Raw genomic sequence first — 23,921 nt, 5'->3', positions numbered from 1 at the left:
ACATGAACAATTGGTGAACAAAATGTCAATGGGGCGCGCTGGCGTGCCAAATCTCTCCCCTTGTAACAGCCCGCTTTGCAGCCTATCTAGGCTGTGGCGGCTTCTGCCCTTCTCGTCCCATGCGGGTACAATTCCAGTGGCCTTAAGCAATTCCGAGGGAGCTGGCTCTGTCCGGACCCTGGTTCGGTTACCCGGCGCCCACCTGTATATACAGGTCCTCGGGAATTCAGACCCCGACGGATGCGTGCGGTTCCGCCACCTTCTATCTCTCTTTCGTGGGTCCCGGTTTGTGGGCCACCGCACTGCGTGACAGGACCCAACCGGCGCATCACTCCGCTTACAGAAGCAACACCGCCGTGCGCAGCTTAGCTTTGCGCGGCACAGGTATAGACGAACCTGTCACCCTTGTTGGTGAACCACGTGGCTTGCCCCGTGCGCCTGTCCAACGTGAACTTCCATTCGTAACTTAGGTTGCTGCCAATCCCCACACCGTGCTGTGCGTTGAAGCGAACGGCCTTGGGGCCGGCAATCGCTGTCACTTTGCTTGAAGCATGGGTGTGTGCGGTCTTCCAGTCGCTGGTAATCTCCACCAGCGTGGGTGGTGCGTCGCTGCCGTTCAGCCCCCATCCACCATTTGGAGCGCAGGCGACGGCATCCCCGAGATAGCTTGCCTGAATGCAATGCAGGGGTTCGTCAAATTGCGAAGGAGCCCAAAGCTCCAAGGTCACTGTGTCGCCCGCCTCTCCACTGCAAATGATCCGCTCTACTGCGGTTTGCGCCTGTGCGGCACATGGCAAAAACGCTGAAGCCAAACAATAGCCAGCCAATATGAACTGTCTCATGGGGTCGTGTCCTCGCAATTTAGTCTGCGTAGTCGCAATAAGCTTAGGCCCCGTCAGAACGCGCTACAATGAGGCAAATCATGGCACCAATTCGTGCGAGGCGCATAATGGGAGTGTTCACCTGAAAGGACTTAGATCTCGGTGACATCCTACGTTCCCAAATCGGTTCTTTCACATCAACCGCGCTTTGCGACGCCTCGCAAGCGCAGAGAAGGAGGAGCGTACCAATGTTTGTTTTTACACATTTCACCAAAGCAGCGAGCGCTATCGCAATGGTCAGTGGGCTTACCCTATTGGTGGGACTGGCCCCTGCAATCGCCGACGGACACGAGGTAGGTGCAAAAGAATACAGTATTTCCTGTCAATCGTGCCACGGAGCCAAAGGCCTTGGCGACGGGGAAATGGCGATGCACCTGAACGTCCGACCATCAAATCTGACGCTGATCTCAAAAGAGAACGATGGCGTCTTTCCGTTGCTCGAAGTGTTTCAGATCATCGACGGCCGCCAAGAGGTCAGGGGCCATGGTGCGGAAGCGATGCCAGTCTGGGGCGCGCGCTATTCCGAGGATATCGGCGACACCTACGGGCCATATGGTGGCGAACAGGTGATACGCGCCCGCGTTCTGGAGTTGGTGTTCTATCTCCAGTCGATCCAGAAAATGTGAACTTTGGGGCTTTCTTTAACCGGAAAGCCCTTCACCACGGCCGGGGTATTTACCGCGATCTGGCGTGCCCGTTCGCATCATCACACGGATAGCGCGCACCATCTGACAGCACGCATAGATCGTTCAGGAAGCTTTGTGGCAACGACTTGTAGCTCGGCAACAGGTGTGTTTCGTCTTGGCGATCCAGAAAATCGCTGCAACTGGCGACATAGTATGAACGCCAACGCAGATCCAGATCATACCATTGTGCGAATGCCTTCGTCACCGCGACCGTCGTGTTGCCTGTCGCTTTCATCTCCTGTGCAAATCGATCAGCAATATCGCTTTGCATGGACCAGGACGAAAGCGCCTCCCATGTCAGCGGGTGGCCCATAGCAGACAGCTCCCACGCGGCCAGCAAACTGATCGCACTGGCATCGGCCTCCATCGCCGCGACGGCCCGCGCGTTGGCTTCCATTGAGATGTCGTTTGATGGGCAAAATCCGCGCCGGAACTGGTCTGCGTGGCGCAGTTCATGAAGCAATATTCCTTGTTTTAGCGCGTTGGGCATATCACGCTGCAAAACAATGGTGTGTTCTGCACCAACATATTCCCCCAATGACGTATGAGCAAAATCGGTAAGGCAGATTTTCGGCATCTTGTCAGGCGACGCATCCAGACCGCGAAAAACCGTGTCGAGCACGGGTGCGATCGCCGCATGGAGCTGGGATATCTGTTCTTGATCAGCTGAAGTCGCAGGCTCGGTCGCCGGGACAAGACACGATGTCGTTGGCGGCACGGATGTTTGCCCGCTGCAAAGCGTTGGCAGGGCCGCCAGAAGTGGCGCGACAAGAAACCTCATTCTGCGCAGACTGCTAATCTTTCAAAGCGCATCCGCCTGAAAGACGATGGCCTTGTCGCAACACGGGGCTGACGAAAAGCGATATCACTGACGAGGCGCGTGCACTTCCACGCGCACGGGAATAGTCGTGGCAACGGGTTGGCGTTTGCCCCCTTTCGGGGTGTCGTCACGTTCCATTCGCATGATCACGATGGCAAACTGAACGCCGGCAAACACAATGCCGTTGAACATGAACAACATGGTCACGGCGATCCAGCCAATGTCGGACGTGGTCACAAGGTGCCAGAGATTGCCAACATTGGTATAAAGCAGAAGGCCCACGAAGCTCGCGGACAAGCCAAATCCGATGAGCACCTGCTTGATATATAGGCTGACGAGTTTTGGCATGACGCTCCCTTTCTTGGCTCACTCTTTCAACTTAGCGCAATCACGCAGGACTTAAAGAGGCAAGCCGTCGCAGGCGCGCGCTCGGCGGGCGGATGCTCAGAACGCTTCGGGCTTCGCCTCAAAGCGATAAACTGGTCGGACGTCGCCCGCTGCGTTAAAACGCTTCGGGCTTCGCCTCCCGGGCCATGTGATCCATCACAGCATTGGCGAACTTGCCCTCGTCGCTTTCCGGGAAGAAGGCTTTGGCAATGTCCACGAACTCGGTGATCACCACTTTGGGAGGCGCTTCGCCTTGGATTAACTCGGCGCCAGCCGCACGGAACAAGGCGCGCAGGGTCGGGTCGATACGCCCCAGCGGCCATTTCGCCACCAGTGCCCGGTCGGTCATCTGGTCGATTTTCGCCTGATGGGTCAGTGCATCTTCGACCAGTTTTCGAAACAGGCGGCTGTCGCCTTCGACCATCGCATAGTCGTCGAATTCCTCGCCGAAGCGGTGGTTTTCGAACTCAACCATCACCCGGTCGGCCGTTTGCCCGGAGGCTTCCATCTGGAACAGCGCCTGCACCGCGAAAAAGCGGGCGGCGGATTTCATCTGGCGTTTCTGGTTGCCGGAAAGCGTCATGCGGTCGGGGTATCCTTCGTGTCACCTGCAAGCTTGATCGAATCCGAGATCGACTTGAACCCGACACCTTTGCTTGCGCCGGCCCATTTGCGCGAAAGTGCGACCAGATGCAAGGCCGCAGCCGCCGCCCCACCGCCTTTATTTTGATCTTTGGTGTCCGCGCGCACCTCGGCCTGCTTTCGGTTCTCGACGGTCAGGATGCCATTGCCGATGCACAGCCCTTGCAGCCCCATCATCTGGATCGCGCGCGAGCTGTCATTGCAGACGGTCTCGTAATGGGTGGTTTCGCCCCGGATCACGCAACCCAGCGCCACGTAGCCATCGAAATTCGACAGGCGATCGGCCATCGCAATCGCTGTGGGCACTTCCAGTGCACCGGGCACCTCGACCAGATCCCAAGTGCAACCGGCGGCCTCGATCTCGGCCTTGGCGCCGGCCACCAGATCGTCGGCGATGTCCTTGTAGTAAGGCGCGACGACAATCAGGAGTTTCACCGGCTTGTCGAAGCTCGGACGGTCGAGCACGTAATGCTGTTCAGCTTTTGCCATGGGTCAATCCTTCTGAATAGGGCGAGTGCCCGTAATGGTCAGACCATAGGCATCCAACCCCACGTATCGGGTATCAGGGCTGTCGGTCAAAAGCACCATATCATGCAGGCCAAGTGCAGACAGGATCTGCGAGCCAAGCCCGATTTGGCGCACCGTGCGCGGGCCGTCATCATCGTCATTGGCATGCAGCGTCTTGCGGGGTTCACGGAACAGGCAGACCACGCCCCTGCCCTCGTCCGCGATGATCTGCATCGCGCGGGGCAACTCATCCGCAGGGCGCGGGCCAAGGCCCAGCACATCCTGCGCTTCCTGCAGCGCATGGGTCCGCACCAGAACCGGGTCCGGCGTGGTGATGTCGCCCTTGATCAGCACAACATGTTCGATGTCGTGGGTCAGGTCGGTGAAAATCCGCATCTCCCACTCGCCACCATATTGCGAGGTGACGTTCTCGCGCGAGGTCTCGCGCACCAGATTGTCGTGACGGCGGCGATAGGAGATCAGGTCCGAAATGGTGCCGATCTTCAAGCCGTGTTTGCGCGCAATCTCGACCAGTTCCGGCAGCCGCGCCATAGTGCCGTCTTCGTTCATGATTTCGCAGATCACGCCCGCAGGGGTGCGCCCGGCCAGGCGCGAGATATCCACCGCGGCCTCGGTATGGCCTGCCCGCACCAACACGCCACCATTGCGGGCGCGCAGGGGAAAGACGTGACCGGGGGTCGCGATCTCGGCAGGTCCGTTTTCGGGGTTGATGGCAACCGACACGGTCAACGCGCGGTCAGCGGCGGAAATGCCCGTGGTGACGCCTTCGCGGGCCTCGATCGAGGTGGTGAACGCGGTTTCATGGCGCGAGGAGTTGTGCATCGACATCATCGGCAGGCCCAGCGCTTCGATCCGCGCGGCCTCCATCGGCAGGCAGATCAGCCCGCGTCCGTAAGTGGCCATGAAATTGATGGCGTCGGCGGTGCAGGCATCGGCGGGAATGACGAAATCGCCCTCGTTCTCGCGATCTTCGTGATCGACAAGAATATACATCCGACCCGCCCGCGCGTCTTCGATGATCTCTTCTGCGGACGAGATGGCATCCGCCAAGCTGGCCTCGACCGGGCCGGGCGTTTCATATGTGCTACGATCAGACATGGCGCATTCCCCTCAGGTTCGCGCCCGTGACTAGCGCAGGCGGGATGCGTTTGCCAGTGGAAAGGCGGCGTCACGCGGTGCTAACGCGCCGTAATACGAGTCTGCTGCGCTTCACCGGTGATCTTGTATCTATCCAAACGGGCTTCGAAATACTTGCGCCAGTTTTTCTCGTCCAGATCAGTTAGCGTAATGCTCAGAGCCGTGCGGATGGTCGGACTAACGCGATTTATTAACAAACCGTCTTCCTGCTTTTTCATCTCCGCAAGAATGCGAGCATCCAGATCTTCGGGGGTCGTATTCAGCATCGTCCAGCTAGAGCACGATTTGCGGTAGTTGGCGGGCGCTTTTGCCTCGCCTATTCCCGACACTGCGTGCCCTCGTTCTCGCAAGAACGTTGCAAGATGCGAAAAATCACCATCGGAACTGACCAGCGCAAAGGTCTTGATCTTCTGGCCGAAGCTCAACTCAGCCGCACCCAACGCGAGCGCGATATCGGCCGCATTCTTACCAGTGCCTGTATGAACCAGTTTAATGCCGGGCGCTTCGTCCCATCCTTTGATCCGGGCAGCGTTCCCATAAACACGTCTCACAAGCAATTCGCCCAGCTTGCCGGACTCGACAATGATCTTGCCCGCCAAGGCGCTTGAAATATTTTCACCATCAATCAGCTACGCGACCTTTGGCAGGTCGGTTTTCGGCGCTAAACCATTCTCGAACATCAACAACTCTCCACTCAATCAAAGGGAGAGTTATGTGTGACGAGAGAAAAATCAAGCCGGAAGTTAAAACTGCCAAAGCGCCGGAACGAACTGGAACGCCTCGCCCACGCGGCGCACATGACCCACGCCAGGGAACGGGAAGTGATAGCCCAGCACGGCAATCCGGTCAGACGCCGCCATGTCGAGGATCTTGCGGCGGCTCGTCACCGTCATTTCGCCGTCCGTGTCGGTCTCGTTATACCAGTCGGGATGGGCGAAATTGGTATAGGCGTTGGTCAGCGCGTCGCCGGTGGCGATCAATTGCTGCCCGCCGCTGTCGATCATGACCGACAGATGGCCCGGCGTGTGGCCGGGGCTGTCAAGCAGTCGCACGCCCGGCACGACCTCGGTCCCGTCACCTGCCAAAGTCCATTCCACACCTTCCGCGTTGATCGAGTTGACCGCGCCCACCACGAATTGCTGGCGTTCGGCGCTGACCTGATCCACCAGACCGTCCTGCAGCCAATAGGCGCGTTCGGCCTCGCCGATGATGTATTCGGCGTCGGGGATAATTGGTTCGTCGAAGTCGTCGCGAATGCCCCAGATATGGTCCGGGTGCGCGTGCGTGATCACCACATGGGTGATCCCCATTGGGTCGATCCCTGCGGCTTCCAAGTTGCCCATCAACCGCCCGGTCGTGTCAAACCAACGGGTGCCAGAGCCGACATCGATCAGCACCCGCGCATCGCCTATTTCGATATAAAGGTGGTTGGTGTGGGAATAGCCACGTTCGGGGTCGAGGAAATGATCTTTCAGGAAGGCGATCTTTTCATCCTCGGGCGCGTTGATCGCAAGCCCGCTGCCGGGCAGCGAGAAATAGCCATCCGACACCACGGTCAGTCGCGCGTCGCCCAGCGTGAAGCTGAAATGTGCCGGGTTGCCAGCGGTCGGCGCCCCCAACATGGCGCGCGCGGTGGCGGGCATGGCGAAGGCGGGTGCGATGGCGGCTAAGCGCAGAAGGTCACGGCGGGTCGGGCGGATCAAGGTCATGGATGGCTCCGTCTTGGGTCAGGCGTTCAGCCGATCATATGCCCGCTTCCGAATATGTCAAAGAGAACCGCGTCCGGTTACCCGTAGTCCGCAAGCCGCGCCACGTAGCGCGCCAGCGTGTCGATCTCCAGGTTCACCCGGTCGCCGACCTTCGCCTGCCCCCAATTTGTCACCTCTTTCGTATGCGAAATTAGGTTCACGCCAAATTCGTCGCCTTCAACCTCGTTCACCGTCAGCGATGTGCCGTTCAGCGCGACCGAGCCCTTGGGCGCAATGAACCGCGCCAGATCGGACGGCGCGCGGAACCGCACACGGGTGCTGTCGCCTTCGTCAGTCATCGCAACGATCTCGGCCACGCCATCCACATGGCCCGACACGATATGCCCGCCAAGCTCGTCGCCCACCTTCAGCGCACGCTCAAGGTTTACCTTGTGCCCGACGGCCCAATCACCCAGGTTGGTTTTCGACACGGTTTCTGCCGATATTTCAACATCATACCAACCCTCGCCCAACGCCACGACCGTCAGGCACACCCCGTCCGAGGCAATGGACGCACCAATGTCGATGCCGCTTGTGTCATAGGCAGTTTCGATGCGCGCGCGCATGTCGCCCGCTTGTTCCAACGCGGCGATGCGCCCGATATCGGTGATGATCCCTGTGAACATGGCCTCTCCTTCCCGGTCGATTGCTGCGTCAGACCTAGCCCGGCTGTGCGGACTTGCCAAGCGCTTCACACCGCTACATTTGCCAGTCTGCCAGCCCCAACCTGTCATCCGTGTCATATTTTTGCCAATTGCCGAGGTTAACACCACGGAAATCTTCCCCTTCCATATTGGGGACAAAAAGGACAGAAACGGGAAAACGCTTGACCCGGGCTTGGCGCGGGCGCTCTTCCCGAGGACACCGAAAAGGACGCTCATGGCGACGATCACCGGGCAAAAAAAACGCTTCTTGTTGCTGCAAGGACCGCATGGACCGTTTTTTGCGCAGCTGGGCAGAATGCTGGGCGCAGCCGGGGCTGAGGTCTGGCGCGTCGGCTTCAATATGGGCGATCAGGTGTTCTGGCACGACAGACGCAGCTTCATCCCCTTTACCGACCCACAGGACCAGTGGCCCACACATCTTCAAACCCTGCTCGACACGCACGACATCACCGATATCGTCCTTTACGGCGACACGCGCCCGGTCCACGCCCAAGCGGTCGAGATCTCTAAAGCGCGCGGGCTCGGTGTTCATGTCTTCGAAGAAGGCTATCTTCGCCCCTATTGGGTCACCTATGAACGTGACGGGTCGAACGGTAATTCGCGCCTGATGACAACAGATATCGCCCAAATGCAAGCCGCGCTGGAAAACGTCGAACTGGACCTGCCTGAAGCGCCTTCACATTGGGGGGACATGCGCCACCACGTGTTTTACGGCGCGTTTTACCATTGGTTTGTGATGTTCTGGAACCAGCGATATTCCCATTTTCGCCCACATCGCGCCTTCGCCGTCAGCAAAGAGTTTCGGCTCTATTTCAAGCGCCTCATCTTGATGCCGTTTCTGGCTGCAAACCGGATTGCTGCGACGCTCAGGATCAAGTTTGGCGGCTACCCCTATCACTTGGTGCTGTTGCAACTGGAACATGATGCAAGCTTCCAGATGCACAGCCCCTTCACGACCATGAACGAGTTTCTGGACCTTGTGATCGATGGCTTTCGCAAAGGGGCGCCCCGCCATCATCATCTGGTGTTCAAAGCGCACCCGCTCGAAAATGGGCGCATCCCATTTCGGAATGAAATCAAACGAATAGCGCAAGAACATGATGTTGCGGACCGGGTTCATTACGTGCCGGGCGGCAAGCTGGCGCAGCTTCTGGACCATGCGCGGTCGGCGGTCACCGTGAACTCGACCGCGGCGCAACAGGTGTTGTGGCGCGGGTTGCCGCTCAAGGTTTTTGGCCGCGCGGTGTTTGACAAGCCCGCCTTTGTTTCAACCCAGAGCCTGCCGGAGTTTTTCGACCTGCCGACCCGCCCAGACAACCGCGCCTATCGCGACTACCGCCACTATCTGCTGGAAACCAGTCAGGTCACGGGCGGGTTCTATTCATCGCGCGGACGGCAGCGGCTGTTGCGACAGGTCGTTGACATGATGCTGGCCGCCGACGACCCCTATGCCGCGCTGGCGCGAGGGACCGCGGCACCACGGCAACAGGTGCGTGCCGTGAAGTAGCCAATCGCCAATGAAACACTGGATTTACGCCCCTCCTGCGCGTAGTCTTCAAGGAAATAAATTCGAGGCATCACTCCAAGAAGGAGCCCGAGCAGTGAACATCGTTGGCAAGGTCTGGGTCCGCAAAGCGGCCCTTTTTGCGTTGGTTGCATCAATCAGCGCCTGTGGGTTGCCGCGTGTCGGCCCCACCAAAAACGAAATCTTTGCAGGCTCGGTCCAGCGCAACGGTGACGCGTTCGTCGTCGCGGTCAATGATCGGGTCACGCGTGCCACTGCCGTCGTCCCCGCACTTGGCTTCAGTCCTGATTTCCAGAATGCGGGCCTTGTCGGGTCCGACACGATCCAACCGGGCGACACGCTTGGCATTTCGATCTGGGAAAACGTCGAAGCCGGTATACTGACAACCGCTGGCGCACCCGCGTCGCTGGAAGAGGTTCAGGTCGACGGGGCGGGCTTCATCTTCATCCCCTATGCTGGGCGCATCAAGGCGTCGGGCAATTCACCCGAAGCGATCCGCCGTGTGATCACCGGCAAGCTGGCCGAGCAAACCCCCGACCCGCAAGTCGTGGTGCGGCGTTTGGCCGGTGACGGGTCAACCGTGACCATAACCGGTAGCGTGGGCGCGCAGGGTGTCTATCCGATTGAACGCCCAACCCGCACGTTGAACGCGATGCTTGCCCGCGCGGGCGGCGTCGCAATCGCGCCCGAGATCGCCAAGATCAAGGTCAATCGCGGCAACCAAACTGGCGAGGTCTGGTTCCAGGATCTGTTCAACCAACCCGAAACGAACATCGCCTTGCGTGGGGGTGATCGCATTCTGGTCGAAGAGGACACCCGATCCTTCACCGCCCTTGGCGCCACCGGGTCGCAAAGCCGCGTTCGGTTTGAAACGCAGACCTTGTCGGCGCTGGAAGCCATCGCGCAAGTGGGCGGGCTGTCGGCTGCCTCGGCTGACCCGACGGGCGTCTTTGTTTTACGCAACGAAAGCGCGGAAGTGTCCAACAGCGTGCTTGGCCGCGCGGACCTTCAAGGCGACCAGCGGATGGTTTATGTGCTGAACCTGACCGAACCCAATGGCATGTTCATGGCGCGTGACTTCGTGATCCGGGACGGTGACACCGTTTACGTGACCGAAGCCCCCTACGTTCAGTGGAGCAAAGTTCTGTCCGTCGTGACCGGATCCCTTGCCACGGCCGGGTCGATTTCGGCCCTGAACGACGCACTTGGCAACACCACGAATTGATCCGGGGCATCATGGCCCCCCGCTTGAAAACCTCAAACGCCGCCGATCAGGGCCACCCTGCCCGGCGGCTGTTTGTTTACAATGGCGGCTTTCTGACCCAGCACCGCATCAAGCGCATACTGGCCCTGTCGGGCTGGGAGGTGCGCCTTGGCTTGCCCAGAGATGGCGACTGGGTCGGCACATGGGGCAAAAGCCCCACCTCGGCGCGCGGAGAAGCGGTTGCAGGGCAGCGTAACGCGCCTGTCCTGCGCATCGAAGACGCGTTTCTGCGGTCGGTTTTGCCGGGACGGTCGGGCGAGCCACCGCTTGGCTTGCTGATCGACGACATGGGCGTGCATTTTGACAGCGCGCAGCCGTCGCGGCTGGAACATATCCTGACCCATGACCCGCTGGACAACACCGACACCCTGCGCCGCGCGCGCGATGCCATGGACCGGATGCGTCGGGCGCATTTGTCCAAATACAACGCCTTCGACCCGGCCCTGCCGGTGCCCGATGCGCCTTATGTGTTGGTGATCGACCAGACACGTGGCGATGCCTCGATCCGGCACGCCGGCGCGTCTGAAACCACGTTCCGCGAAATGCTGGTCAGCGCCCGGCTGGACCACCCTGCGGCGCGCATCCTGATCAAGACCCATCCCGAAACCACTCAGGGCCATCGCGCAGGGCATTTTGGCCCCGAGGACGAAAACGAACAGGTCCGCCTGATCACCGACCCGGTCAGCCCATGGGCCCTGCTGGAAGGCGCGCAGGCCGTCTATACCGTCAGCTCCGGGTTAGGGTTCGAGGCGATCCTGGCCGGTCACAAACCCCGCGTCTTCGGCCAGCCCTTTTATGCAGGCTGGGGGCTGACCGTTGATGATCAACCCGTCGACCGCCGCCAGCGCAATCTGACGCGCGCGCAGCTTTTTGCCGGTGCGATGATCCTATATCCAACCTATTACGACCCCTACCGCGATCAATTGTGCGAGATCGAGCAGGTGCTGGATACGCTTGAAGCCCGTGCGCGCGCCTGGCGCGAGGATCGTCACGGCTATGTCGCCAGCGGCATGCGGCTTTGGAAACGCCGACCCTTGGCTGATTTCTTCAGCGACGGTCCCGCAATGGTGTTCGACGACACCCCCGCCCGCGCGGCACAGGGGGCTGCCACGCTGGGGCGCCCGCTGATGGTCTGGGCGGGCAAGGAACACCCCGATCACCACGGACCGGCCCCGCTTTTTCGGATCGAGGACGGCGTGCTTCGGTCACGTGGGCTGGGCGCAGAGCTAGTGGCCCCCCTGTCGCTGGTGCGCGATGATCTGGGCATCTACTACGACCCGACACGCGAAAGCCGGTTGGAACGGCTGATTGCCGCATCACCCACCCTGCCGGATCACGCCCGCGCACGCGCCGACGCGTTGGTCGCTGCGATCCTTGCGGCCGGGCTGGCCAAATACAATCTTTCGCGTCCACAGCCCACGGGATTGGCCACCCTTCCCAAGGGGCGGCGCATTCTTGTGCCGGGTCAGGTGGAAGACGATGCCTCGATCCGGTTGGGGACCAATGAGGTTTCGACCAACCTTGCCTTGTTGCAGCGCACACGGGCTGAAAACCCGGACGCGATCATCATTTACAAGCCCCACCCGGATGTAGAGGCAGGCCTGCGCAAGGGTGCGATCCCCGCCGAAATCGCCCGAGGTCTGGCCGATCTGGTGGCGGAAGATGCCGACCCCATCGCTTTGATCGACGCGGTTGATGAGGTGTGGACGATGACCTCGACCCTTGGGTTTGAAGCCCTGCTGCGCCGCCGCACCGTCACCTGCCTTGGCACGCCGTTCTATGCCGGTTGGGGGCTGACCCGCGATCTGGGAGAGGTGCCTGACAGGCGCACCGCCCATCCGGATCTGACCGCGCTGGCCCATGCCGTGTTGATCGACTATCCGCGGTATTTCGACCCGGAAACCGGCTCTGCCTGCCCGGTCGAAATCATTGTCGAACGTTTGGCGACCGGCACGGCGCCCAAGACAAGGCTTGGCACGCGGCTGTTGTCAAAGCTGCAAGGCGTCTTCGCAAGCTACGCCTATCTTTGGCGCTAGGCGTTGACCCAGGCGGTCAGTCGCACGCGCGCCAGCGGTGCAGGACATCGCCGCCAATCGCACGGGTTTCGACCAGATCGAACCGCGGCGCTTCCGCCAGTCGGCTTAACCCCAAAGCCGCAAGCGATGGCCGGCCCTCGGCGCCAAGCGCCACCCCGGCAGTGTATCCAACAAGCTCGTCCACAACACGCGCCGCCAACAAAGATGCCGCCAACGCCCCCCCACCTTCGCAATAGACACGGGTGAGGCCACGCGCACCAAGCGCATTCAGAACTGCCACGGGATCAAGCGCGCCGGCGGCTTCGGGCGCCTCGATCATCTCGGCGCCAAGACCCGCCCAAGCCGACACAAGCTCCGGCGTGGCGCGCGGCCCATGGCAGATCCAGACCGGATGGTCGCGGGCCGTTTGGGCAAGTTGGCTGTTCAAAGGCAGGTCCAGATGACGCGACAGCACCACACGGATGGGCTGATGCGCCATGCCAAGCCCGCGCACGGTCAGCGAAGGGTCGTCTGCGCGCACGGTGCCTGCGCCGACCATCACTGCGTCATGACCGGCGCGCATTGCATGCACATGGCGCCGCGCCGCAGGGCCGGTAATCCATTGGCTTTCGCCCGAGGCCGTCGCAATGCGCCCATCAAATGAGCTGGCAAGCTTTAGCGTGACCAGCGGGCGACCCGTTGTCACGCGCGACAAAAATCCCTGCAGATCAGCGCGCGCCTCTGCCGCGCAAAGCCCGGTTTCAACAGGAACGCCCGCGTCACGCAGCATCTTCAACCCGCCGCCATTGACGCGCGGGTCAGGATCGCCAAGCGCAACAACCACCCGCGCAATGCCCGCGTCGATCAGCGCGCCAGCGCAAGGGGGCGTTTGGCCGTGATGGGCGCAAGGTTCAAGGGTGACATACGCGGTCGCGCCACGTGCGGCCTTGCCAGCCTGCGCCAAGGCAATGGTTTCTGCGTGCGGCCGCCCGCCCGGCTGGGTCCAGCCACGCCCCACGATCCGGCCGTCATTCACAATCACGCAGCCCACTGCAGGGTTCGGTGCACAGCGCCCAAGTCCCCGCCGCCCAAGCGACAGGGCCAACTGCATGAAACGCGTGTCGGTTCGGGTCACTCGTCTTCTGGCGGGACGTCGGGACGAAGCTCGCTTACGAACTTGTCGAAATCATCAGCCGCCTGAAAGTTTTTGTAAACGCTGGCAAATCGCACATAGGCCACGGTGTCGATCCGGGCCAGACTCTCCATCACAATCTCACCGATTGTCTTGGAGGGGATGTCCGTTTCACCCAAGCTTTCCAGCCGTCGCACGATGCCGGAAATCATCTGGTCAATCCGCTCGGGCTCGACGGGCCGTTTTTGCATCGAGATACGGATCGAGCGCTCCAGCTTTTCGCGGTCGAAATCTTCGCGGCGGCCATTTGATTTCACCACCACAAGGTCACGCAATTGCACGCGCTCATACGTGGTGAACCGTCCGCCACAAGCTGGGCAGAACCGGCGCCGCCGGATCGCGACGTGGTCTTCGGCTGGACGGCTGTCCTTTACTTGGGTGTCGATATTTCCGCAAAACGGGCAGCGCATCAGCGTTCTCTTTCTCTGTTCTGGCCTCGGTCCATGGGTCTTTCGCCCAGTTATCCACAGGCACTATAGGCCAGCCGCTAAGTCTTGTGTAGAGGGAAATACACGCCCCAAGATGAAGCCCACAAAGCGTCAAGGGAGAAAGTAATCCTCCCCGCCCCATGACGGATGCCAGCAGCCATGACATAGTGAAGCTTCATCCCAACCAAAGGAGCCAATCCATGTCCATCGCACGTGTGACCGAAATTTCCGCCACCTCGCCGAAAAGCTTCGACGACGCCGTCGCAAAAGGCGTTGAGCGCGCCTCTGACACTCTGCGCAATGTCGTCAGCGCTTGGGTGAAAGAGCAATCCGTGAAAGTCGAAAACGGCAAGGTTGCCCATTACCAAGTGAACCTGATGGTGACTTTCCTGCTGGAAGACTGATCGGACCAGAAAAGACAAATGGAAGCGCCCCGTTGCACAATGGACGGGGCGCTTTTCGTTTTCCGAGCGCCCCGTCCACTCACTGCTGAATCGACTGAAGGGGCGTTCTTGAAACAACTGCGCGCTGTCACTGTCCCCTAACCCGACGGTGCGGTGGCAAGTGGCACTGCTTCGCTCGAAAGAGCGGCTAACTTCAGTTTACGATCGTATTCAGGTTGGCACGTCGCGGAGGATCAATCGTCGCTTGCGACATGGGCAGCGACGTGTCGCGTGTGCGGCGCATGGCGGTGCTCAAACAAATAAATGCCCTGCCACGTTCCCAAAACCAAGCGCCCTTCAGACACCGGAATGGACAAGCTGACCGGCAACAAAGCGGCCTTGATATGCGCAGGCATGTCATCCGGGCCCTCATAGGTATGGGTCAGATAGGACATGCTTGGATCAGTGGTTGGCGGCACGAGCCGATGGAAAAAGTTATGCAGATCCGTCTGCACCTCTGGGTCGGCGTTCTCCTGAATAAGAAGCGAACACGAGGTATGACGCACGAACAACGTCAGCACGCCCTCACGGACCCCACGCTGCGCGACCCATGCGGTCACATGTGCGGTGAAATCATACAGACCTGCACCATTGGTGTTCAGTGTAAAGAGATGCGCCATTACGGCGTTATGGCGGTGTTTCCGCGCGCCGTCAAAAAGCGTATGGCGAAGGCCTGTTGCAGACAGCACCTTGTTCGCGACGGTGTTCAAGCCTTACCAACGCCCGCAACCGACCGATCCGGGCGGCGATCAAGCTGCCGCGCTGCACGGGTTTCGTTTCGCGTTTCGTTTCGGGTTTCACAACCATTGCTTCAGGTTTCAGAATACACGGTGACGTAGCTATCGCTTTTTGCATTTTTTTACCCAGTCTTTCCGGCCAGCCTAATTTCTGGCCCCCACAAGCCCACGCCCTGATTTTGCCACATTTCGGCCCAAAACCAAAACGTCGCCGACCATTTCGGCGCAATGTGCGGTGGAAACAAATTGTTTCCACACTCAGATCAGCTTGCGGCGGTCTAAATCAGCGGCCAATACGCCTATAAATAGAGAAATCAAGGGCCTAGGCCGACCGAATCACCAGAGCTTTGTCGGATTGCGCGTGCTGCTGGGGTCAGGATTGAATGAGGTCTAATTGTGGCAAGAAAGCGGCGGGGGCGCCGTCACAGCCGCCCTCGCCCGTCCTTTTCAAAACCCAGCGCTGTTCAGAAGGTCGTGACGGAAGCGGTCGGCAAATGCCACGTTCTGCGACGTCGCCTGCTTTTTCAGGCGCGTTTTTACAGGCGCTGTCCAACTGTCGCAGGGCTGGTCGACAAAACGCGCAACGGCACGGATCACCTGGGTTGGGTCGCGTGACAGGTTTTCATAACTGGTGTGAAACACGTCGATATCAAAGGCCGATACAAGCAGATCCATCAGGGCGTTTTGCTGATCCGTCATCTTGATGAAGCGCGCGATCTCGCGGGGGCGGTATTCGGGATCAGGTGGCGGGCTGTCAGGTCCATGGCGCTGATCTGAGGACCATTGCTGCGTCTGAGAGGCGATGGAAAACGAAACACCTTGAGCGATCCGGTCGGCCCGGCTGATCGCAATCAGCTTGACGCCCCCGGCAAACATCGCGGGAATATTCCAACGATAAAGCATCCGCACCTGATCAGCGCTGGCCTTGAACCCCACCCGGCGGTCGGGTTGGTCACGCGCATCGAACCTGCTTTTGAATCGGGTCCACATTCCTTCGACATAAGCGGGGAATGTATCAAAACCCAAACGATTGGCATGTTTGGCAACCGTGAAGTGATTGTATTCTTCGCCCAGCGCGCCAACCGCGCCCGCGCGTTTGAGGTATTCTGTCAATAGGGTCGAGCCTGAGCGGTTGGTAAACCCCACGATCACCAAAGGGGCGTCGATCACCGGCTGCTCGCCTGAAAAGCGGACGCGCCCTTCGAACAGCTTTTCAATCTCGACCTCGTGGCGGGCTTTGGTGGCCAGCGACGCGACCAGTTGCGACCGTCCGGTCACGGCAGTGGTCGCTGCTTTCAGCCGCCCCACCCCACCAAAGACCAGCGCCTGCGGGGCGCGTGGGTCTGGTGTGTCGGCGTCGGACATGGAGGGCCTTTCCGCGCGGCGTTACTGGTCCAGGAAGCTGCGCAATTTGCGTGACCGGCTGGGGTGCTTGAGCTTGCGAAGCGCCTTTGCTTCGATCTGCCGGATCCGTTCGCGGGTGACCGAGAACTGTTGGCCCACCTCTTCCAGCGTGTGGTCGGTGTTCATACCGATGCCAAACCGCATCCGCAGCACACGTTCTTCACGCGGGGTGAGCGAGGCCAGAACCCGCGTCGTCGTTTCCTTCAGGTTTTCCTGAATGGCGCTGTCCAGAGGCAGCACGGCGTTCTTATCCTCGATGAAATCACCAAGCTGGCTGTCTTCCTCATCGCCAATCGGTGTTTCAAGGCTGATCGGTTCCTTGGCGATCTTCATCACCTTGCGGACCTTCTCAAGCGGCATTTGCAGCTTCTCGGCCAGCTCTTCCGGCGTCGGTTCGCGACCGATCTCGTGCAGCATCTGGCGACCAGTCCGGACCAGCTTGTTGATCGTTTCGATCATGTGCACCGGAATACGGATCGTGCGGGCCTGATCCGCGATCGAACGGGTGATCGCCTGACGGATCCACCACGTCGCATAAGTCGAGAACTTATAGCCGCGGCGGTATTCGAACTTGTCGACCGCTTTCATCAGGCCGATGTTACCTTCCTGAATAAGATCAAGGAATTGCAGGCCGCGGTTGGTGTATTTCTTGGCAATCGAGATGACCAGCCGAAGGTTGGCTTCGACCATTTCCTTCTTGGCCTGACGCGCCTCTTTTTCGCCCTTCTGAACCTGCTGAACGATGCGGCGAAATTCCGGGATGTCGACGCCGACATATTGGCCAACCTGCGCCATGTCACCGCGCAACTGTTCGACCTTATCGGTGGACCGTTCAATAAAGCTTTGCCACGCACGGCCAGAGTTTTCGGTCATTTCCTCAAGCCAGGTCGGGTCAAGTTCGCGACCGCGATAGGCGTCTACGAATTCACGGCGGTTGATACGGGCCTGATCGGCCAGTTTCACCATCGCCGAGTCAATCGACATGATGCGGCGGTTGATGCCGTAAAGCTGGTCGACCAGCGCTTCGATCCGGTTGTTGTGCAGGTGAAGCTCGTTCACCAGCTCGACAATTTCTGACCGCAGCTTCTGATATGCGCCCTCTTCTTTTTTCGAGAAACTGTCATCCTCGTTTAGGGTCGCGGACATCCGCAAATCCTGCATTTCCGACAGTTTGTTATAGTCGCGCGCGATCAACTCCAACGTTTCAAGCACACGCGGCTTCAGCGCGGCCTCCATCGCGGCAAGCGACATGTTCGCGGCTTCATCTTCGTCATCATCATCGTCATCAGTGACAATCGGGTTACCGTCTGCATCGAGTTCAGGCTGATCCTTCTTGGTCTCGCCCGAAGCTGGGGTTTCCGTGGTGGTCCCGCCAACGACGTTTTCTTCTTCCTCGTCCTCTTCCAGCGTGTTGCCGAAAGTCGCATCAAGGTCGATGACGTCGCGCAAAAGAATGTCTTCGCTCAGAAGTTCGTCACGCCAGATCGTGATGGCCTGAAAGGTCAGCGGGCTTTCGCACAGCCCTGCAATCATCGTGTTGCGACCGGCTTCGATCCGTTTGGCAATCGCGATCTCGCCCTCGCGGCTCAACAGTTCGACCGAGCCCATTTCGCGCAGATACATGCGGACGGGGTCGTCGGTGCGGTCCAGTTTTTCGGTTTCAGCGGTGGCGACGGTGACTTCGCGCGCGCCTGCCTGTGTCACCAGATCGGTCGAGCCCTTCTCTTCCTCTTCCGCCTCTTCATCTTCGATGATGTTGATGCCCATCTCGGACAACATCGACATCACGTCTTCGATTTGTTCAGAACTGACCTGATCGGGCGGCAACACCTGGTTGAGCTGATCGTAGGTGATGTAGCCCTTTTCGCGCGCCTCGGCGATCATCTTTTTGACCGCTGTTTGGCTTACGTCACCAATGGCGTCGTCGTCCTGGTCGTCCTTGCGGTCGTTGGCGGTGTCCTTGGCGGCCATGGGCCCTCCTTGCACTTGGCTTGGCGGATATGGGGCATCGGGCGTCGCCCTTTTGATGTCCCACCACGTCGGTGATTCGGGTTGGCCGAATCATCACTCCGAATCGGTGATTCGCCAACCCATGTATCGCGTATTCTTTGCCGGGTCTTTAGCAAAAGGCCAGACCCCCTAGCGGAGTTGTTATTTCCTTTTCCCCTTTGTGGGGTCGATTTGCGCCAACAACTTGTCCAGCGCATCACGTTCATCGCGGTTCAAAAGAGACCCGTTATCGGCAACCTCATAGGTGGCTTTGTCCTCGGTCTGGCTGCGCTGCGCGTTGCGTTGCGCCTCGGCCGCCTGCCCCAGGCGCCATGTGACGCCCTCGTCCGGCAGCGTATCCATATCTTGGGCCGCATCGGCCACCTCGCGTTGCAAGCCGCGTAGCGCCTCGAGCTTCGTCAACTCCTGAATAAGACAAGCCCCAACGGTCTCATCATCATCGGGATGACGCAACGCAGGGGTGATCCGCACATGGTTGAGCGCGTATAGTTTTTCAAGGGCAGACGCCCCCATTCGTTCGGTGATCGTGCGTTCGAGCACCTCTGCCCCTTCATGGGCGTGACGAAGCAAGATGCGCTGCAATGCGCCGTGGCCCGGGCCGATCATATCCAACCGCTCCATCCGGCTTTCCACCAGTTCAAGCTTGTCGGGTCGGCGGATCAGCACGGCCAGAATAACCGCCTCGCGCAGCACCTCTTGCGCTTGATCATCCGCCATCGCCAGCAACGAGCTTTTGGTGGATTGCAGCACCGGCGGTGTTTGCGACCAGCCGCGCCCTTTGCCGGGTGTCCATGAACCACGCGCTGCGCCCTGCCCTTTGGGCCGCGCCCGGAACAACTCCCACCGTTTGTCTTTGATCGCCTGACCATAATGCGACCGGATCGAGGGGTCTTGAATGCGCGCAATTGCCGTGCGCAGATCCTTGTCCAGCGCGGCCTTGCGTTCGGGGCTGTCAAAGTTCTTGCCTTCGGTTTCACGCCGCCACAGCAGATCAACCATGGGGATTGCCGCGTCGATCAGGGTTTGCATCGCCGCCGGCCCGCTTTCCTTCAGCAAATCGTCAGGGTCTTTGCCTTCGGGCAGAATAGCAAAGCGCAGACTCTGCCCGGCTTCCAGCAGGGGCAGCGCGTTGTCGATCACCCGCATGGCGGCTTGCAAACCGGCATTGTCCCCATCCAGCGCGATGATCGGTTCGGGCGCGATGCGCCACAAAAGCCGCAACTGGTCTTCGGTGATCGCGGTGCCAAGGGGCGCGACGGTTGCCTCGAACCCGGCCTCGGACAGGGCGATCACGTCCATATAGCCTTCGGCCACGATCAGAGGCTGGCCTTTGCCTGCCGCCTCTCGGGCGGGTCCGTGGTTGAACAGGCTGCGGCCCTTATCAAACAGATCAGTTTGCGGAGAGTTCAGGTATTTCGCGCTTTCCTCGGGGTCCATCGCACGACCCCCGAACGCGATTGCGCGGCCACGGGCATCGCGGATCGGAAACAGGATGCGCCCCCGGAACGTGTCATAGGGTTTGCCGCCCTTCGAACTGGGTTTGGCCAGCCCGGCCCCAAGGATCAGGTCATCCGCGACACCCTTACCTTTCAGGTGGTCCCAAAGCCCCTGCCACGCGTCCGGCGCAAAGCCGATTTCCCACCGTTCCAGAGCGGCCTCATTCAAGCCGCGGCGGGTCAAATACTCGCGTGCGGCCGTGCCAGCGCCGGTTTTCAGCATCAGGCGGAAATGGTTCACGGCCATCTCCATCACCTCGACCAATTGGGTGCGATGGTCTGCCTTTTCCTGTGCTTTCGGGTCGCGGGCGGGCATTTGCATCCCGGCCTCACCTGCCAGAATTTCGACCGCTTCCATGAAGCCGACATTCTCGGTTTCACGCACAAAGGAAATCGCGTCGCCCTTTTGGTGGCAGCCAAAACAATAGTAATAGCCTTTACGATCATCCACGTGAAAGGACGGTGTTGCTTCCTGATGGAACGGGCAAGGTGCCCACATATCGCCCTTGGCCTGATTGGATTTTCGCTTGTCCCATATGACCTTGCGCCCGACGACCTGTGACAGGCTCAGACGATTGCGCAATTCATCTAGGAAACCGGGTGGAAGCGACATGTTCTATATATCGGCGCGAAGGCTGTCAGAGTCCAGTGGGTCAGGTGCCTGATTAAGCGCCAACCGCGCCGCGCACCATGTCCCAATAAATATCGGCCACAGCGTCGCGCGACAGCCGTCCACCGTCACGATACCAGGTGTTCACCCCCGTCAGCATGGCAATGAGCGCCATGGTGGTCAGGCGGATATCGGGCGCGGACAAGACCCCTTCGGCCTGCCCGGCTTGCAGTATCGCTTCCAGCTCGCCCTCGTAGCGGCGGCGCAACGCCTCGATCGCTGCGAAATTTTCGTCCGACAGGTTGCGCAGCTCCATATAGGCGATGAATACGGCATCGGGGCGTTCCAGATGGAACTGGATGTGAAACCGCGCAAAGGCCTCCAGCCGGGACACTGCGTCATCGGCCTTAGGCTGCGCGGCCCATGCGGACAAAAGTTCATCCATATGCGCCTGCATCAGATCGTAAAGCAGGCTTTGCTTGTCCTTGGTGTAGAGATACAGCGCACCTGCCTGCACGCCCACCTCGGCCGCGATCTGGCGCATGGACACGGCGGCAAAGCCGTGACGCGCAAAAAGCTTGAGCGCCGCAGCGCGAACGCGCGGCCCTGTGATTTCGCTGTGAGATCCGGTTTTACGTGCCATTGAGCCTTGATAACTAAACGGTCGTTCAAATCATAGCCCGGATTGCACCCCCTTTGCGGCGTCCGGGTGGCGGCTTGCGGCCCCCTTCGCCCACGGCTAAAGTCAATCCAGCCCGATGGGCCGAAACGGAGATCACACGCAATGACCCGCCCCCTACTGCCCTGTGTTGTCGCGGCGCTGCTGGCGCTTGTCGGCTGCGCGCCCGGCCCGGATTTCGCGGCGGGCGACGCGGCATTGGCCCCTTTTCCGACCATCCAACCCATCGGTGATCTGTTGGCGCAAATCCCGCCAGATCAGGGCGATTACGGAACCGCCGATCTGGCAGCACGAGCGGCCAGTTTGCGCGCGCGCGCGGACGCTTTGCGCGGCACAGATGTGATTGACCCCGCGACCGAGGCCCAGATGGACGATGCGCTGGCGCAACGCTAGACGCTGCCCAACACGGCGGAATATTTCCCCATTCGTCGCCCGCGCGGATTGCACCCTTCGCAGCCATTGGCTACACGTCGCCTGATGACGATCACAGCCGACGGAGAAGCAACATGAGTGACACAAGCCCCCTGCGCACCCCCTTGCGCCTTGGGATTGCAGGTCTTGGCACCGTCGGCATCGGCGTGATCAAGATCATTCGCCGTCAAGCCGCCCTGCTTGAAGATCGCGCGGGACGCGCCGTGGTGGTCACCGCCGTTTCGGCCCGATCGCGCGACAAGGATCGTGGCGTCGATCTGTCAGACTACGCTTGGGAAGACGACCCCGTCGCGCTGGCAAAACGCGATGATGTGGACGTATTCGTCGAATTGATGGGTGGTCACGAAGGCCCCGCCAAAGACGCTTGTGAAGCGGCGATAGCAGCAGGCAAAGACATCGTCACCGCCAACAAAGCACTTCTGGCTCATCACGGGCAGGAACTGGCGCTGGCTGCCGAAGCTGCGGACGTTCGCCTGCGGTTTGAGGCCGCCGTGGCAGGCGGCATCCCGATCATCAAAGCCTTGACCGAAGGGTTGGCAGGTAATGAAATCACCCGCGTCATGGGCGTGATGAACGGCACTTGCAATTACATCCTGACCCAGATGCAGGCCACCGGACGCGGCTATAACGCCTTGTTCGAAGAATGTGCCGAGCTGGGCTATCTGGAAGCCGACCCCAACCTTGACGTGGGCGGCATCGACGCGGGCCACAAGCTGGCGATCCTGTCCTCCATCGCCTTTGGCACGCAGGTCAATTTCGACGCGGTCGAGCTTGAGGGCATCCAGCGCATCCAGTTGGAAGACATCGAACACGCCGCCGAAATGGGCTATCGGATCAAGCTTTTGGGTGTGGCACAGATGACGGGGCGCGGGCTGGAACAACGCATGACACCCTGCCTCGTGCCTGACAGCTCTCCGCTTGGGCAGTTGGAAGGCGGCACCAACATGGTCGTCGTCGAAGGCGACGCCATAGAGCAGGTTGTGCTGCGCGGCCCCGGTGCGGGCGAAGGCCCGACCGCCAGCGCTGTCATGGGCGACGTGATGGACATTGCGCGCGGCTTGCGTATCCCGACCTTTGGACAACCAGCAGACACCCTGCGCCCGGTCACGGGTGTGAAGGCGATGAAACCTGCGCCGTTCTATCTGCGCATGGTGTTGCTCGATAAACCCGGCGCACTGGCGAAGGTGGCGGCAGTTCTGGGCGATGCCGGCATCTCGATCGACCGGATGCGCCAGATCAGCCACGACCAGAAGTTGGCGCCCGTGCTGATCGTGACCCATAAATGCACACGCGACGCGCTGGACACTGCTCTGGCTGGTTTGGCCAAAACCAAGGTGGTCGACGGCGAACCTGTGGCCATTCGCATCGAAAAGGTCTGACCCCTCGATGGACTGGTTCGCCGCCGTCGACATCTACTGTGAACGCACCGGGGCCGACTTCTGGTCCGAGCCGCTGAACGCCTTGTCCAACTTGTCGTTCGTCGTCGCCGCACTCTGGGGCTGGCGCGAGGCCCGCCGGCGCGACCGCACCGACGTGATGACCGTCGTGCTGATTGCGCTGGCCGCCGCGATCGGGGTTGGCAGCTTTCTGTTTCACACCTTCGCCAATGCGTGGTCCAGCCTTGCCGATGTGGTGCCGATCTGGACCTTCGTGGCGCTGTTCGTGCTGGTCGCCATCCACCGGATCGGCGGCGTGCGTCCCGGTCGTATCGGGTTTGGGTTGGCCATCGCAGTTGGTGTCACGGCTGTGCTGTTCGCCTTTGGTGGAGATGGCAGCGGCAGCCAGACCAGCGCGGCCCCTCCCACCGCCACCACCACCGCCCCTACCCCGACCACGCAAGCGCATGACCACACCGCTTCGGCCAACTCTCTCCTGAACGGGTCCGAGCAATACCTGCCCGCCGTTCTGGCGCTCCTGGCCTTTGCTGCCCTCAGCCGCCGCAACGGACACCCGATCGCCCCGTGGATCGCGGCCGCCACCGCGACCTTCATGGTGTCCCTGACGCTGCGCACTTTGGACATGCACCTGTGCGCGATCTGGCCTGCTGGCACTCATTTCATCTGGCACATTCTGAACGGATTGATGATCGCGCTGTTGTTTCAGGGGCTGATCCGAAGCCCCGCCGCCCGCACGGCTTAGTCTGTCAAAAACCCGGCAAATCCCTTGCCCCTGCCCCCTGCGGGCTCTAAACC

Annotated in this window: 24 protein-coding genes; 8 read left to right on the top strand and 16 right to left on the bottom strand. The window is 60.3% G+C overall.

The window, feature by feature from the left end; genetic code table 11:
• Window positions 1–365: 365 nt before the first annotated feature.
• A complete protein-coding gene (locus Q0864_RS03040) occupies window positions 366–842 on the bottom strand; it encodes a hypothetical protein (protein WP_298566039.1) in 477 nt (158 codons plus the stop codon).
• A gap of 227 nt (window positions 843–1,069) precedes the next feature.
• Between Q0864_RS03040 and Q0864_RS03035 the strand changes: the two genes are divergently transcribed.
• Entirely contained in the window at window positions 1,070–1,507 is a 438-nt protein-coding gene (locus Q0864_RS03035) for a cytochrome c (protein WP_298566038.1), read from the top strand.
• A 49-nt stretch (window positions 1,508–1,556) separates the two neighbouring features.
• On the opposite strand, the gene Q0864_RS03030 is transcribed toward Q0864_RS03035, so the two are convergent.
• From Q0864_RS03030 to Q0864_RS02995, 8 genes are all read right to left on the bottom strand, one after another.
• Complete coding sequence (locus Q0864_RS03030; RefSeq protein ID WP_298566037.1) at window positions 1,557–2,348, bottom strand: DUF6782 family putative metallopeptidase; 792 nt, start codon at window positions 2,346–2,348, stop codon at window positions 1,557–1,559.
• Window positions 2,349–2,432: 84 nt separating this feature from the next.
• Window positions 2,433–2,735 carry a hypothetical protein gene (locus Q0864_RS03025; protein ID WP_298566036.1) on the bottom strand — a complete coding sequence of 101 codons (303 nt, stop codon included), beginning with the start codon at window positions 2,733–2,735 and terminating at the stop codon, window positions 2,433–2,435.
• A 154-nt stretch (window positions 2,736–2,889) separates the two neighbouring features.
• Window positions 2,890–3,357 carry a transcription antitermination factor NusB gene (nusB, locus tag Q0864_RS03020; protein ID WP_298566035.1) on the bottom strand — a complete coding sequence of 156 codons (468 nt, stop codon included), beginning with the start codon at window positions 3,355–3,357 and terminating at the stop codon, window positions 2,890–2,892.
• A complete protein-coding gene (locus tag Q0864_RS03015; RefSeq protein ID WP_298566034.1) occupies window positions 3,354–3,905 on the bottom strand; it encodes a 6,7-dimethyl-8-ribityllumazine synthase in 552 nt (183 codons plus the stop codon). Before Q0864_RS03015 ends, nusB begins: the two co-directional genes overlap by 4 nt.
• 3 nt (window positions 3,906–3,908) lie before the next feature.
• Window positions 3,909–5,042 carry a 3,4-dihydroxy-2-butanone-4-phosphate synthase gene (gene ribB, locus Q0864_RS03010; RefSeq protein WP_298566033.1) on the bottom strand — a complete coding sequence of 378 codons (1,134 nt, stop codon included), beginning with the start codon at window positions 5,040–5,042 and terminating at the stop codon, window positions 3,909–3,911.
• A gap of 80 nt (window positions 5,043–5,122) precedes the next feature.
• Window positions 5,123–5,707, bottom strand: coding sequence for an NYN domain-containing protein (locus Q0864_RS03005; protein WP_298566180.1), 585 nt, complete (start codon window positions 5,705–5,707; stop codon window positions 5,123–5,125).
• Window positions 5,708–5,824: 117 nt separating this feature from the next.
• Window positions 5,825–6,790 (bottom strand): MBL fold metallo-hydrolase, encoded by a 966-nt coding sequence (locus Q0864_RS03000; protein ID WP_298566031.1) that lies wholly within the window; start codon window positions 6,788–6,790, stop codon window positions 5,825–5,827.
• A 77-nt stretch (window positions 6,791–6,867) separates the two neighbouring features.
• Complete coding sequence (locus Q0864_RS02995) at window positions 6,868–7,455, bottom strand: riboflavin synthase (RefSeq protein ID WP_298566029.1); 588 nt, start codon at window positions 7,453–7,455, stop codon at window positions 6,868–6,870.
• A gap of 253 nt (window positions 7,456–7,708) precedes the next feature.
• On the opposite strand from Q0864_RS02995, the gene Q0864_RS02990 reads away from it, so the two are divergent.
• From Q0864_RS02990 to Q0864_RS02980, 3 genes are all read left to right on the top strand, one after another.
• On the top strand, window positions 7,709–9,001 hold the full coding sequence (locus tag Q0864_RS02990; protein WP_298566026.1) for a capsular biosynthesis protein: 1,293 nt from the start codon (window positions 7,709–7,711) through the stop codon (window positions 8,999–9,001).
• A 94-nt stretch (window positions 9,002–9,095) separates the two neighbouring features.
• Window positions 9,096–10,244, top strand: coding sequence for a polysaccharide biosynthesis/export family protein (locus Q0864_RS02985; RefSeq protein WP_298566025.1), 1,149 nt, complete (start codon window positions 9,096–9,098; stop codon window positions 10,242–10,244).
• An 11-nt stretch (window positions 10,245–10,255) separates the two neighbouring features.
• Window positions 10,256–12,319, top strand: coding sequence for a capsular polysaccharide biosynthesis protein (locus tag Q0864_RS02980; RefSeq protein ID WP_298566023.1), 2,064 nt, complete (start codon window positions 10,256–10,258; stop codon window positions 12,317–12,319).
• 16 nt (window positions 12,320–12,335) lie between these two features.
• On the opposite strand, the gene ribD is transcribed toward Q0864_RS02980, so the two are convergent.
• Complete coding sequence (ribD, locus tag Q0864_RS02975) at window positions 12,336–13,433, bottom strand: bifunctional diaminohydroxyphosphoribosylaminopyrimidine deaminase/5-amino-6-(5-phosphoribosylamino)uracil reductase RibD (protein WP_298566021.1); 1,098 nt, start codon at window positions 13,431–13,433, stop codon at window positions 12,336–12,338.
• On the bottom strand, window positions 13,430–13,900 hold the full coding sequence (gene nrdR / locus Q0864_RS02970; protein ID WP_298566019.1) for a transcriptional regulator NrdR: 471 nt from the start codon (window positions 13,898–13,900) through the stop codon (window positions 13,430–13,432). Before nrdR ends, ribD begins: the two co-directional genes overlap by 4 nt.
• Window positions 13,901–14,118: 218 nt before the next feature.
• Between nrdR and Q0864_RS02965 the strand changes: the two genes are divergently transcribed.
• Window positions 14,119–14,322: a dodecin family protein gene (locus Q0864_RS02965; protein ID WP_298566018.1), complete on the top strand. Its 204-nt coding sequence runs from the start codon at window positions 14,119–14,121 to the stop codon at window positions 14,320–14,322.
• Window positions 14,323–14,555: 233 nt separating this feature from the next.
• On the opposite strand, the gene Q0864_RS02960 is transcribed toward Q0864_RS02965, so the two are convergent.
• The 5 genes from Q0864_RS02960 to Q0864_RS02940 form a co-directional block, all read right to left on the bottom strand.
• Entirely contained in the window at window positions 14,556–14,981 is a 426-nt protein-coding gene (locus tag Q0864_RS02960; RefSeq protein ID WP_298566179.1) for a secondary thiamine-phosphate synthase enzyme YjbQ, read from the bottom strand.
• A gap of 564 nt (window positions 14,982–15,545) precedes the next feature.
• Window positions 15,546–16,463, bottom strand: coding sequence for a Stf0 family sulfotransferase (locus tag Q0864_RS02955; protein WP_298566017.1), 918 nt, complete (start codon window positions 16,461–16,463; stop codon window positions 15,546–15,548).
• 21 nt (window positions 16,464–16,484) lie between these two features.
• Entirely contained in the window at window positions 16,485–18,473 is a 1,989-nt protein-coding gene (gene rpoD / locus Q0864_RS02950; RefSeq protein WP_298566015.1) for an RNA polymerase sigma factor RpoD, read from the bottom strand.
• Window positions 18,474–18,653: 180 nt separating this feature from the next.
• Window positions 18,654–20,621 carry a DNA primase gene (dnaG, locus tag Q0864_RS02945; protein ID WP_298566014.1) on the bottom strand — a complete coding sequence of 656 codons (1,968 nt, stop codon included), beginning with the start codon at window positions 20,619–20,621 and terminating at the stop codon, window positions 18,654–18,656.
• A 52-nt stretch (window positions 20,622–20,673) separates the two neighbouring features.
• Complete coding sequence (locus Q0864_RS02940) at window positions 20,674–21,261, bottom strand: TetR/AcrR family transcriptional regulator (protein ID WP_298566012.1); 588 nt, start codon at window positions 21,259–21,261, stop codon at window positions 20,674–20,676.
• Window positions 21,262–21,402: 141 nt separating this feature from the next.
• On the opposite strand from Q0864_RS02940, the gene Q0864_RS02935 reads away from it, so the two are divergent.
• The 3 genes from Q0864_RS02935 to Q0864_RS02925 all read left to right on the top strand — a co-directional run bounded on the left by Q0864_RS02935 (window position 21,403) and on the right by Q0864_RS02925 (window position 23,868).
• Entirely contained in the window at window positions 21,403–21,690 is a 288-nt protein-coding gene (locus tag Q0864_RS02935) for a hypothetical protein (protein ID WP_298566010.1), read from the top strand.
• Between the two features lie 131 nt (window positions 21,691–21,821).
• A complete protein-coding gene (locus tag Q0864_RS02930) occupies window positions 21,822–23,108 on the top strand; it encodes a homoserine dehydrogenase (protein ID WP_298566178.1) in 1,287 nt (428 codons plus the stop codon).
• Window positions 23,109–23,115: 7 nt separating this feature from the next.
• The gene (locus Q0864_RS02925) at window positions 23,116–23,868 is read left to right on the top strand and encodes a ceramidase domain-containing protein (RefSeq protein ID WP_298566009.1); all 753 of its coding nucleotides are present in this window, start codon (window positions 23,116–23,118) and stop codon (window positions 23,866–23,868) included.
• Window positions 23,869–23,921 lie beyond the last annotated feature (53 nt).

Origin of the sequence: uncultured Aliiroseovarius sp., assembly GCF_947497285.1 — a bacterium.
GTDB lineage: Bacteria > Pseudomonadota > Alphaproteobacteria > Rhodobacterales > Rhodobacteraceae > Aliiroseovarius.
The sequence above is the reverse complement of the archived record's forward strand: the minus strand, read 5'-3'. Positions and strand labels throughout refer to the sequence as shown.